The sequence below is a fragment of the Flagellimonas yonaguniensis genome (genome assembly GCF_029193885.1).
Lineage (GTDB): Bacteria > Bacteroidota > Bacteroidia > Flavobacteriales > Flavobacteriaceae > Flagellimonas > Flagellimonas yonaguniensis.
This window is the reverse complement of sequence record NZ_JARFVB010000001.1, coordinates 59,990-74,045: the sequence shown is the minus strand read 5'-3', so window position 1 is coordinate 74,045 and position 14,056 is coordinate 59,990. Positions and strand designations below refer to the sequence as shown.

General features: G+C 34.5%; 5 protein-coding genes. All 5 read left to right on the top strand.

What is annotated here, in order from left to right; genetic code table 11:
* Genes mads5 through PY092_RS00265 form a run of 5 tightly spaced genes read left to right on the top strand, consistent with a single transcriptional unit; the run spans position 1 to position 13,840 of the window.
* Entirely contained in the window at positions 1-1,404 is a 1,404-nt protein-coding gene (mads5, locus tag PY092_RS00285; protein ID WP_119638958.1) for a methylation-associated defense system restriction endonuclease subunit S MAD5, read from the top strand.
* Entirely contained in the window at positions 1,392-6,128 is a 4,737-nt protein-coding gene (gene mads6 / locus PY092_RS00280) for a methylation-associated defense system protein kinase MAD6 (protein ID WP_275613863.1), read from the top strand. The genes mads5 and mads6 overlap by 13 nt, the downstream gene beginning before the upstream one ends.
* A gap of 2 nt (positions 6,129-6,130) precedes the next feature.
* Entirely contained in the window at positions 6,131-7,684 is a 1,554-nt protein-coding gene (mads7, locus tag PY092_RS00275) for a methylation-associated defense system protein MAD7 (RefSeq protein ID WP_119638957.1), read from the top strand.
* Positions 7,685-7,691: 7 nt separating this feature from the next.
* Complete coding sequence (gene mads8 / locus PY092_RS00270) at positions 7,692-13,133, top strand: methylation-associated defense system ATP-binding protein MAD8 (RefSeq protein ID WP_119638956.1); 5,442 nt, start codon at positions 7,692-7,694, stop codon at positions 13,131-13,133.
* Entirely contained in the window at positions 13,133-13,840 is a 708-nt protein-coding gene (locus PY092_RS00265; RefSeq protein WP_119638955.1) for a PP2C family protein-serine/threonine phosphatase, read from the top strand. The genes mads8 and PY092_RS00265 overlap by 1 nt, the downstream gene beginning before the upstream one ends.
* Positions 13,841-14,056 lie beyond the last annotated feature (216 nt).

Sequence of the window (14,056 nt, the reverse complement as noted above, 5' to 3'; positions counted from 1 at the left end):
ATGATTATATCTTCCGTCAGAAGTCAATTGATTCATGAGTCTAATAGGCTGAATAGTGGTTATTTTTTAAATAAAGATGCCATAAATAGTAGATTGTTAGAAGAAAATAGTGACAAGTGTGTTCAACTTAAGAAGCTAGCTGAAGTTTGGAATCCTCCGATTTTCAAGAGACAGTTCTGTGAAAATACTGAAAAAGCAATACAATATTGTCAAAGTAGCGATATCCCTAACACATTAGAAGGTAATAATGTCTATATAAATAAGGAACAAGCTTTGAAAGTTAAGGCTATTGTGAAGGATAGACAGATTCTAGTAACAGGATTTGGGACAATAGGTAACACAAGGTTAGTAAATGAGATTAGTGCTGGTATTTGTTATGCGAATAATGTTTGTAGAGTAGATGTGTCATCAAATTCTTTTTATGGTTTTGTGTATGCATTTTTAACCTCTAAATACGGAAAATCTCAACTTAATAAAAACGCCTCCGGTTCAGTTGTCCGTTATATAGAGGCTTCGGGAATAAGAAAAACATTAGTGCCGGTTTTTTCGACTAAATTGACTGAAAAGATTCACAATTTAATTGTTAAATCATCAAAATTAAGGGTAGAAGGAAATATATTATTAACTGACGCTCAAAATTCACTTAAAAATTCCACAGGCTTAAAACCTCTCAAAAAGGAAAACTTTGAATACTTCGGGCATCATTCTTCCGATAGAGCTGTATCTACTTTTACTCGGAACATTTCAGAAATCACTAGCATTTCAATAAACGCCTTTAATTATTCAAAAAGAATTGAAGAGGTTATCAATGCTGTAAAAATGAATCACCATACAGAGTTGGTTAACTGCCTTGACAGTAATAAGTTTTTTTCTACAGGCTCTTTTAAAAGAGTTGCAATTAATTCTAATAAGTCCATTAAACTGTTAAATCAGTCTGATATATTCAATTTCAGAAAAACTGGAAAATTGATATCTAGAAGATATGTAAGCACCGAAAATTTTGTGCGTTATGGAGAAATTTTAGTTGCTGGTGTTGGGACTTTGGGAGAGGGGGAAACCTTTAGCAGGGTGATTTTTGCAAACGAAGAATTAGATGGGCAATTAGTTGCAGGTGAGTTCATTCGCATGAGAACAAAAGATGAAATTCCATCGGGATATTTATTTAGCTGGCTTTCATCTGACTATGGATTTCGAATGATTAGATCAACACAAACAGGTACTAAACTTTGTAGGCCGATTCCTGCGCTACTCAAGGATATTCCAGTACCTATTCTGGACAGAGCTGTCATGAATGAAATAGATGAATCAGTAAAAAAAGCCCATACTATGTTATATCAAGCCTTGTTAAAGGAAGAAGAGGCAATAGCATTAGTGGAAAAGGAAATAGAACAATGGCAAAAATAATAAAACCACCCTATTTTGAAACAGTAGTAAATGCAGGGGAGAAGCGTTTACTAGATTTTTTACAGATAAAACTCCCTGACAACTATTTCTTGATACCAAATGTAGAAATTGCTTCTACGAACCCTCGAAATAATAGAACTCAATTTTGGGAATATGATTTGATTGTTGTTGCTCCTCATGCTATTTACAATATAGAAAATAAAGATTGGAAAGGCCGAATTGAAGGTGCGGATGATTACTGGTACATCAATGACAGACAAAAGCCCAATCCGCTTAAAACTGGTCGTCAAAAAACAGCTATACTAGCCTCAAAACTTAAGGAGGCTAACAGGGATTGGGGAAAGGCTTGGATTCAGAATATGGTAACGCTTTCATATCCTAATTCATTCATTCCAAATCTCAGACAGGAAGCAGGAAAACTATCATTTATACTTACCGATGAACTAATCGATTATATTCAAGATCCCGAACAAATAGGGAAATGGGAAGCAGCGATTGTCGACGTTCAAAATGATATTGTTCAGTTCTTGATTGGGGAACAAAACAAAAAATCTCCAAATGAGAAGAAAGAAGTACAAGGCTACCAAATTGTAGAAATCTTAAAACAAGAATCGGATAATTATGTAGAGTATTTGGTAAAGCCGAAAAATGTGACTTCAAACATACGTAAAAGGGTTAAAGAGTATTCGCTACAGGTGCTAGGTTTGTCTCCAGTAGAATTGCTAAAGCGCGAAGAAAGTATCTTAAATCAATACAATGCGCTTATAAAAATCCGTTCAAATCCTTTCATTCTTCCTGTAGAGTTCAAACTAGATGAAGAAAATCATCTTTTCTATGAAATCACAGATTTGATGGAAGAAGATTCTTTGCGTTCAGCTTCAAGAAATAAAACCTTCACTTTTGATGAACGTGTAAGTATCATAAAGAATGTGATGAGTGCTTTAAAATCAGCACACAAAGAGAATATCTTCCATAGGGATATCAATCCTGACAATATCTTTTTAAGTAATGGATATGCATATTTAGGAAACTTTGGAAAGTCATACTTTACAGATCATAATGACCATGGCTATACCGTAATGCCTACTATTAATGAATATAGCGCTACTGCGTACCATCCTCTAGAGCTTATCGCCAAAGATGCATCTAGAGCATCAGATATTTATTCGTTAGGGGTATTAATAGCTTGGTTATTTACAGGAAAAGAACCTATAAAAAATCCTTTTGAGCTTGATAAACTAGGTGGACAACTACCGCCGGACAGATTACCGTCTGCTGAAAATAGTTCTTTACCAAAATGGCTAGATGATATCTGTTTAAAAACCATCTTAACCGACAGCGATAAGCGTATTGATAGTATAGAAGAATTGGAAACTAATATCGAAGAAGCTTTAAAAGTTGAGTTTTCAAGCAAAGAATCTACGAAGCCAACAAATTCTTCCATAACAAATGACCAACCAGATACATATGATTTAAAAGAAGGAGATCGTGTAGATGACTATATTATTCATAAAATTTTAGGACGTGGGGGCTATTCCCGTGTTTTTAAGGCGAAACATGATTTACAAGGGCGTGATTTTGCCTTAAAACTATTTCATGAAAGTGTGAGTGTTGCTTCTGTAATAGATGAGTACAAAGCACTATCAGAACTTGATCATCCTAATATTGTAAAGTTCGTATGGAATGGACAAACCCGTTATGGACAATTTTACACGACAACAGAGTTTCTCGACGGAGATAATTTAAGCACTTACACAAAAACCGATGCTAACTTACCTATAGGAACCGTCTATAAACTAGCAGAGGATATGCTCTCCGCGTTAAGCTATTTACAAAATAGAGAAAAACCCATTCTACACCGTGATGTAAAACCGCAAAACATTATATGGGATAATGAAGGACGTTTCGTGCTGATTGATTTTAACGTGGCTTCGATTAAGGAAGATGATAAGGCATATGTTGGAACCAACCCGTATTTGGCGCCAGATTTAGTGGATGGGCATAATATCAATTGGGATCTTTCCGCGGATACATTTGCATTAGGAATTACTTTATATGAACTAGTTACTAAAAAATACCCTTGGCCTCAAGGTCGAATTCCTAAAATAAGTATTGAGCCTGAAAACCCTAAGACGATTAATCAAAGAATTTCGGAAAAGTTTTCTGAGTTTCTTCTGAAAGCAATTGCAACAAATGGTGATAAGCGCTTTTCTTCTGCTCAAGACATGTTAGACCGCTTACGCGAAATCGGAGTTGAAAATCTCCTCTCAGAGAACAAAGAAAAAGCAGGTTCTGTAGTACTTGATCAGAAAGAATATCATACAGAAGTTTCAATTAGACAAGGCAGTACAGTTATTGTTCTATTAAATGAAATGTCAAATTATGGTCAATTGCGGAAAACAATATATTCTTCTTTAAACAAATTCAAAGAAAAAATCGACGGCTACAAAACCTCTATTTCTTTAAAAGAGAAATTGAAAGTGGTAATTAAAGTTGATAATGAAGTCTTGATAAATGAGGTTTTTTGGAAAGGTGGTGCACGTAATTTTAATGATGGAAACATCCTTAAAGTGTACGATGCCTTAAAAAGCTCTTTTAAAGAAAACACCAACCGTTTAAAAGAACACAAGATAGATGTTGAAGGAATTGATATGGTTGATTATATTAATTCGCTTTATAGTCAATCAAAGTCTGGTAATTGGGGAACACGTGTTAATAATCGGGGATCACAATATGACGAGGCCACATATTCACCATCTAAACTGGATAGAAAATTAATTCCAGATATATTAGATGCACGCTTTAAATTAATAATAATTACCGGAAATGCGGGAGACGGTAAGACGGCTTTCATCAGAAAGATTGAAGACGCAGCTAGCGTTAAAAAACTAAATCGATTTGATCATAAAAATGGTGCTGAATTTGAAGTTAACGGTATTCCGTTTGAAAGCAATTATGACGGGTCACAGGATGAAGACGGGAAAGTAAATAATGAAGTTCTAGAATCGTTCTTTCATCCTTTTGAAGGGCTCAAAAATTTTAATAAAGCCAACGAAGGAAGAATCATTGCAATAAATGAAGGACGATTGGTAGAATTTCTAAAAACTTCTAAAAAATACAAGTCGCTACACGACACTATTGACCAATATTTCTATAAAGAAGGTCATTTTGATTTACCTCCAGGATTAATGATTATCAACCTTAACTTGAGGTCAATTACTGCTATAGACGGTGAGGAACCCAGTCTCTTTAGGCAGCAAATCAAAGCTTTGACTAAGAAAAGTCTTTGGACTAAGTGCGAAGGTTGCTCGCTAGCAAACAAGTGTTTCATTAAATATAATGTTGATTCTTTGAATGATCCTGCTTCTGGTAACGAGGTTATCACAAGATTGGAATGGTTACTTCGTACAGTTGGTTTAAAACGCGAGTTGCACATTACAATGCGTGACTTAAGATCTTTCATAGCGTTTATGATTGCACGCGACCATAGTTGTGAAGAAGTAGATGATGTATACAACCGCCTATTCAATAAGCCAGAAGAATATTGGCAGTTATATTATTTCAACATTACAAATCCAAATTATGAGGATTCTGGGGATAACGATCGTTTGGTAAAATTACTGAGAGAAACGGACATAGGTAGTGTTGCCATACCGAATCTAGATAGAGATTTGTTTTTTGGTCAGCACCTTAAAAGACATTATTTAGAATTTGTTGATCGTGAATTCCATTTGCTAGATGATTTCAATGCAAACAAGATCTGGGTGCCTGCTCACGAACAGGATAATGAAATATTGGATAAGATAAAGTCAATTCAGAAGTCCTTTGTGCGTCATCAATATTACGAAGGACGTGTAGGTAATTATAAAAAGCGGCTTCCATATCAATCCTTACAGAATTTTTATAAAGCACTTAATGTAGAAAAGGAGAATAGTGTTTCAGACGTAAAACTACGTTACCTCACAAATGATGAACAGTCAAAAAACAAACAGTTCAAGTTTGATGAAGCAGATTTTGCTGATAATTCTTCTTTCACAAAGGCATGCCTGAAACAAATTAAACCTCTGGTGCAAGAGGAAGGAAAAGGAATAAAGCAATTGACGATAATTAATCAGGCTACTGAATTTATTGAAGTGATTTCTTTAGAGTCCTATAAAGGCTGTAGCTGGACAGACTTCAAAAGAGCTACAAATACACTCGCTATAAAAAAAGCTTTACCCAGCTTATATGAGCAGCTAACAGAAGACTCGCTATTACGTCTCAAAATGTCTATTTCAAGAGCTATATCAATGAATGAGGGATGTGAAAATGAGGCAATTTGGCAAAAAAATCTGGTGTTAAGTTCCTCGGAAATCAACGATCCGTTTAGTAAATCATTCAGATTGTTCGATTTAAATGATTTTGAGCTATTTGTAAGTCGTACAGATCATCTAGTTAAATATCTAGAATACGAACCGGATAGTTTGATATTTAGACATAAGCAGGAAACCCATATTGAATTAGTTATTTCACTTGACCTTTTTGAAATGCTTTATTTTATTCAGCAAGGGTACAGTCCCTCCCTTAATGATATACGAGGAAAGTTTGTGGAGCTAACCATCTTTAAAAATCTACTTGAGAACCTTACTTATAATAAGGTGATAGTGACAAGGGATAATCTTGAGTTTTATGAAATAAGCAAGGATGTTAAAAATCATCTTAGCATAAAAGCAATGCAATTATAATTATGGCGATAAAACTAAATAAAGAAGAAAGCGTCTTAAGAAATGAACTTATTTATGCAGGGGATGCAAAAGCAGTAAACATAGATAATGTATTTGTGAATTTGTTTATGCTCTTAAAGCATAATGGAATAAGGCCTAGACAACGAGCTAGAAGCAATTCTTTTATCGACTTGGATACGCTACAAAGAGTTTTTGGAAAACTAGAAGAAGATGGATCTGTAAAAGGCTTCAATGAGAACAAGGAAGCCTCAGAGCTTTGGATGCGGAGTAATCTGGTAAACATGGTCTATAGAGGCAATTTGGATAAGGAGAAAATATCTTCTCTCAGACCAATCCACCTTGAAAGTTATAGGGTAAGAAATGCAGCCCATACAAGAGATTATAATACTGCAGATCAAGTGTATTTAATGCTTGGCGCAAATCCCAAGGTAAAAGAAGAACTCAAAAGTTTTCTAATGGAAGGTTGGGATAACACCACTAATAAAATTAATATCAGAACTGGTTTAGATGTAGACAGTCTGGGACTACTTCATATTATTAAAAATATTAAACCAGGTTTTTTAGATACGAATAGTTCTTTAAATCAAATCAAGCCAATACTAGAAGAACAAGCCAGACTCTACTGTGACGATGTAAGACGTTTGCTGGTTTATAAAAGAAAAATTCCAAGAAACGTTGTGGTAGACTATTTGAAAACCATAACATCATTTCATTTATCAATTTATATACAAAAGCTAGTTTTTCTTTTGCCTGAAATGGTAGAAAGAGGTTCTATTCGCCATAGTGATAATTGGAGTATTGTAGTAGACGCGACGGATGATTTTGAAAGCAAAATCGCAAAACTCGCGAGCTATGACGCTGAAAGCTTAACTAACAGCATTTATGATTACATCAAGGCTACTTTTCAAATAAACGCAGCTTTGAGAAGATTAAAGTTGGAGAAGACAAATTCAATAAACCTAGAAAAAGCACTTAAGATTTTAGCAGAAAAACCTGTGGGTTTTGAAATATATTTTGAGACCCAATGGGATAATCTCTACAATTCACTTGAAGAGGATGATCGGGAACTGATAAAAGATATGGTAAAGTACGAAGATTCTTACTTCGACAAATACATTGAATTAATAGTGAAAGCGCGTGGTGCGTATCAATTTAGGTATCATATACAACTGATTGATAATCTCTCACAAAAGAATTCGGAAAGAGGCTTTATGGCTCAAGGACGAAGTAAAAAGCATCCGCGACGTTTTGTCTTAGGTACTCGATTATTAGAGACACTAGTTCAAATATTAGTGCTAAATGTAGAAGATGGTCATTTTACTACAAAAACCCTTTCCATAGAGGAATTGATGGATAATATAAGAACACGCTATGGATTAATTATTAATGGCTTGTCTGAGGAAAGATTTGCGGATGCAGATTTGAATACCCATTTAGCTTTTAAAGAAAATGTAGAATCGTTTAAAATGAAACTACGCCAAATAGGCTTTTACAATGATTTAAGTGATGCCTATATTTTGCAAAGAATACGTCCTCGATACGAATTAAACGATTAAGAAAAGAATGGAAACAATTACGATTAATGTATACTATCAAAAGATAATAGGTCTTATCCTTGAGCTATACGATACTGACTTTGAAACGGCAGGCCCCGGTCATTGTATGAAAATTACGGGGCTAGGTGTTCTAGAATTGGAATATTTATGGGATTTGCTATTTGAGAAACATTCACATCTCGACATGTATATTGTTTCCGAAGCGGAAAACACAAGTCGCAAATTTATTTCTGCAACAAAACTTATCGAGCTTCGCAATAAGCAGGACAAACCACTACTCATTTTAATCCCGTCGAACAGCCGTACAGCTGCAGAAGATTCGTATGGTAACGCAACCTTTAAAGAGATATCTCTAGAAGGTATGGAAGAAGAATTGGTCAATACTCTTATAGAACAGGTTCCCGATGATGTTTATGATATGGTTGTCAATGATATAATAAACTATTTGAACCCTTCAAATACTGAAGTAATAGACTACTTAATAGCTATTGATCAAGAGGGGTATGAGGCTTCGGCAATTGGAAATTGTATATGTAACCTTTGTTTGATACCTGATGAGGTTCTTACAAAACATGTCGAAAAAATTAGGTCAAGATTAAATTTCAATAGAGAAAGTGTTGAGTTATTATCAGCTTTCAATAAACCACTATATGATAGAATAGCTGAACTAAGGTTAGAAAATGATTCTATACAAAAGGATATTGTCAATTTTCTCAAAACTGAAAAGGGAGCAAGAAATGCCCAAGAGATTTGTAATGCTATTAAAAATGGCTATGACGAATTAAATTTCAGTTACTGGCCTATTCCAGATTTAGACTTTACACATATTAAATTGATAACTGAAGAAATAAAGTCTAAAGATTTAAAAGTAGAAGATGGGACCAATGTGCTTTACGCACAAGAAGGTAATGTAGCAAAGTTGAAGGTTCGTTTTCACACTAATCCAAATCCAAAGGATATAAAAGATTTACGATTCTTTAGGATTATACTGATGGCCGTTAATGGAAGTAACGGAGAAGAAATTACGGTACTAAGAAAAATCAAAAACTCAAATTCTAATAGGCCCTACAGGGATGCCACTCTTGAGTTGAACCCTAATATCATTGAGGAAGGCTCTTATTTTATAAAGGTTTTAGCGGAGGACGAACACGGTAATATGTTAAATACTAATGATGAGTTTCGTGAGTCTAAAATTCAAAAAGCGTGGGAAGAAGCTAAAAAAGAAGATGAAAGTATATCAAAAAGTGCTTTTCCTTATAAACTCAGCTGTGATTCGATTGATTTTGACTATGTAATTGAGGAATCTTTAGAACGCGATGAAGATCAGCGCAAGGATAAACTTAATAATGTTTTACAAGCCTATTTCAAATATCGCATTGAAGCGTTAAAGAATGATATCGAGATTGAATTACCAAAACCTTCAGAGACATCGAATATTTGGATTAATGACGGAAAGGAAAAACATAACTCTACGTTTCACATCAATTATTCCGACCAACATAATTATCAGATCAATATTTCGACTAAACTGCGTCAAATAGAAAATAAGTTGCTTGCAAATGCCGATAGCTTAGGCTATGTGAGATGTCAACTAAAAGGTAATAAGTTGGCAGTAGGATTTGAACAATTACAGTTTGTAAAAAGCGAACTAAATGAAATCGTACCAAAATCATTACTAAAGTCAAGATTACAACTTTTTGAAGCTATTACTAATTCAAATACAACGGCTAATGGAATTTTTGAAACAGCAGACATATTTAATCTTAAAGAGAGCATCAGAAAATATGTCGATACATATACTAAATGGACAACAAAACTAAATAACCAGTTAGCGACTGACGAGATAGCGTTAGACGAGAAAACAAAACTTAGAGAGTTTCTAATCGAATTGCAAATGATTGACCTTGTTAAGGTCAAAAGTAAATTACCTGACGGGAGTAAGGTCGAAGCAATACTCCTTTCACCTTTGCATCCATTACGTTTGTGTTGGACTTTACAACTTTTAGAAGTTTTTGAAAATTGGGAACAAAGAACAAAAGAGTTTTCAGGACACAAAGAATCTTGGTCACAACATTTGGAAGAATTGTTTATTGGTCAGCTCTCTCCTGAAAATAACCAACAGGTTCTAATTGAGACAACATCTCAAAAACAATTTAATTATAGTGGCGAGCTATCATTTGGCTGGGGGCTTTACCTCAGTACAGTATCTCAAGAATCTAAAAACGGAATGACTTCTATTTCTAGACAGCTCCAACATTATTTAAGGTTGCTATTTAATATCACTAAGGACAACTATGTAGAGACTGATTTAAGTATCAAATTGGTAATTCGACATATTAAGAATTACCTAGCGCAACATCCATATATAGATAAATTAGTAGTTAATTTATTCAATGCGGGTGACGCAGAGGTTTTTGCTAATGCATTTGTCGAGTTAGAAAAGGAAAAAGCATTTGAGAGTATCAATTATGAAGTCCGAATTTTTAAGGGTGATGACAAAATAATTGAGCATGGAGAAGCTTTAAAGACGTTAATTAACCCAGAATCAAATATCTCCGAAGAAGCAGAAGCATTTTCTCAACCTTCTAAGAATAGATTGTTTCCAAAATTACGTTTTTCAATCAACGATATTTCAGACTTTTTAAAAGACCCCTCATCTTATACCTCTCATTTGAGCTTTTTAGTAAGTCCATTTCCCATAACTATAGAACTTATAAAACCAACTATAGAAGATCGCAATTTTTATTTAAATGGCTTAATTACAGAGTCTACGGTAAAGGTAGATGAAAATGGATCCCAAATTAAGTGGAATCGTTTCATTGAAAGCAATAAACTACCAGTAAAGTATGATACGGCAGGTGCAAACGGCATTAAGCTTTTTGAAAACCTTCAAAGTTTTGTAAGCGGGGCTTTAGTGTCAAAACACACTTTATCCATACCTTCTACCCAACTTAGGCTAAATGATAAGGACAAGGTGTTACTTACCCATCTACACGATTATTCTGATTGGGTGATAACGTTTGATAAAAATTTAGGGCCACAAATATTTGATCAACCATCTAAGGATGGTAAAATCCCATTTTTACTAGACTATGTTCCTGGCGAAGAGGCTTTGGGAATTTCATCATATCTTACAACAAGGCCTACCTCTGAAGTCTTAGGACTGCTAGGGCCTCACTTTGAAGAATTCAACCTTGATATTCATAATGAAGAGGACGAGCATAAAATAAAAATACTTCTTGAAGATTTAAGGGCAGTAAGTAGTTCATTGGTGCTTCAATTGAATTCTTCTAAAAACAAGGCATTTGAAGTAATTGGCTCTGCGTTTACCAAACGTGTTTTGGAAAAAAAGGAAATGTTGGAAGATGCTTTTCTCATTCCTATTGATTTGCATCAAAACCTGTTCGAGAATTTACCTTCTGGAAGTAAATCAAGAGCAGATAACTTGCTTGTTTCCATCAATCCTGATAAAAAAGAAATATTAATCTCGGTAATAGAAATAAAATGCCGTAAGGCCCTAGGGCAAAATGAAAAAGATGCTCTTAGATTAAAAATGCTTGATCAGATAGAAAATACAATAGAAGCCTTGAGGAATCATTTTGATCCTTCCTACAATAATTCTTTTGACAGGTTAGATAGAGAAATTAAAAACAAGGAATTAAAATCACTATTGACTTTTTATTTAGAAAGAGCACATAGATATGAGTATTTATCCAATAAAGCATACAATCAGTATTTAGCTTTTTTACAAAAACTTGATTCGGGGTTTAGTCTTCACTTTAGAAAACTAGGTTTAATTTTTGATTTTGCGGCATCAGAAAGACATAAAAAGGTAGTCGTAGATAATGAGTCCACCTTTTTTACTTTCGGCGGGAAATTGATCGATGATATTCTTGATCCTAATTCAGATTTAAATACTAAAAGGCTTGAAGAAAGTGATTTTGACAAAGACCTTACGAAAGCCTTTGGAAATATCAGTGAGCTTAAACCTTTTATTCAAAGATTTAAATCGAATTTGGAGTCTAACGAGAACACATCCGATTCTAGTGGAGATGATAAGGTTGAAAATTCAACCGAGGCAGATTCCCAACCCGATAACCCTACAGTACGTCCGCCGACCGAGCAAAAGGAATATCCGAAAGATCAAGAAGGTACACTTAGGGCAGCCGAAACGGAAATAGAATTAAACACAGATATTGATTCTGTAGAATTCATGTCAAATCATAATGAACATATCTGTCCTGAATTTGATATACTTATTGGTAAAACATCACCAAGCAATCAATTTGGAATTCTTGGGGAAAGTATTTTACAGAAAAAAATCGCTATTGACCTTAGCGAGACAAACACTATTAGTCTATTTGGAGTTCAAGGCGGTGGTAAAAGTTATACTATTGGCACCATTTCCGAAATGGTTCTTAAACAATTTAGCAATATTAATCTTCTTCCAGCACCGCTAGCAGGGGTTATTTTTCACTATAGTGAAAGTATGGACTATGCACCTGAGTTTACCTCAATGATATACTCTAATGACCAAAATAAGGAATTAGAAAAATTAAAGTTGCGCTATGGGGCTGAGCCAAATAACATTGAGGATGTTATTATTCTCACGCCAAAAGACAAAATTGAAGAAAGGCAAGCCGAATATCCATCTATTAAAGTATTGCCAATAGCTTTTAATTCCAAGGAACTTAATGTACAAGATTGGCTGTTTATTTTAGGAGCAATAGGTAATGATTCCACCTACATAAGACAGCTAAAAGCAATTATGAAGCAGCATCGATCTAACATTACAATAAACGCCCTTTCCGAGAGTGTGGAGGATTCAGAACTATTGAGTAATTCTCAAAAAGCATTAGCAAGGCAGAAACTAAGTTTTGCTCGTGAATATATTGATGACAGCTTTATGATGAGAGATGTGTTAATGCCAGGAAGATTGGTGGTTGTTGATTTAAGGGATGAATTTATTGTAAAAGATGAAGCCTTGGGTCTTTTTGTCATAATGTTGAATATTTTCTCTGCGGTAAAGAATATTAACGGATTGCATTTTAACAAATTCATCGTATTCGATGAGGCTCATAAGTATATGGACAATAAAGATTTAACTGGAAATATTGTTACAGCAATAAGAGAAATGAGACATAAAGGAGTGAGTATAATGATTGCAAGTCAAGACCCGCCTAGTCTTCCAAATGAAATTATTGAATTGAGTTCTGTTGTACTATTACACAAGTTTAATAGCCCTCAGTGGCTTAAACATATTCAAAAATCAATAACTCAACTTTCTACTCTAACACCGGCGGATATGAGCGCTCTGACTCCGGGAGAAGGATTTTTATGGGCGACCAAAGCAACGGAAAAAAGCATTTCAATTAAACCAGTAAAGGTTTCTACTAGACCTAGGGTAACAAAGCATGGGGGAGGAACTATACAAGCTACAGGTAACTAATGACGTCAATTGCATTTTCATATATAGGAAAAAGAAAAACAAATCAAGATGTGATTTGTGAGAGTAGCCTAGGTTCTGGAACGGACCTTTACATAATAGCTGATGGAATGGGAGGTTACGATAATGGAAAGCTTGCGGCTTCGATGACGGTAGATAGCATTTCAACATTTTTGTCTACCGTTAAAGAAATTAATGAAGAAAGCATTCAGAAAGCGGTCAACAAGGCAAATCTTGTAATACGCCAATTTCAAGAACTGAATCATTCGAGGCTGGGAGCGACAATAGGGGGTGTCATTGTTGAAAATAATGTGGCTAGATGTTTTTGGGTTGGTGACGTAAAAATATTAAGGTACTCAGATAGCAAATTGAATTTTGAAAGTAAATCTCATAATTTATATAATGAGACCTCAGATGATGCTATCCCCAATATTTCAGAAATAAAATCCAAATATTCACACGTAGTAACACGATCTGTTCAGGGGAATCTGAGGAAATCTTATGTCTCTTATCAAGAATTAGAATTGAATGATAAGACAGATAAGCTAATAATCTGTTCAGATGGACTGCACAATATTATAGATGGCCATAGCATCGAATATTTACTAAAAAACAGTAAATCATCGGATGAAGTAATTGAAAAAATTAGGGATAGACTAAAAATGGAGGCTGAAGATAATGCTAGTTTTATTTTTATTTTTGGCACATAGCCTTTGGTCTAAAAGATGGGTAGAATTACAATTTGTTTATTTTATTCCTTATTGAAATTACACATTTTTAAGTGCTAAGTTCAAACATTGAAAAGGATAGAAACTGAAAATAAGAATACTCTTAGAATCTAAAACCACAAACTGCGAAAGTTCGTGTCTCTCTATAAACAGACGGGAAAACCGACCTTTATGACTCGACCATTTAAGTTTTGCTAA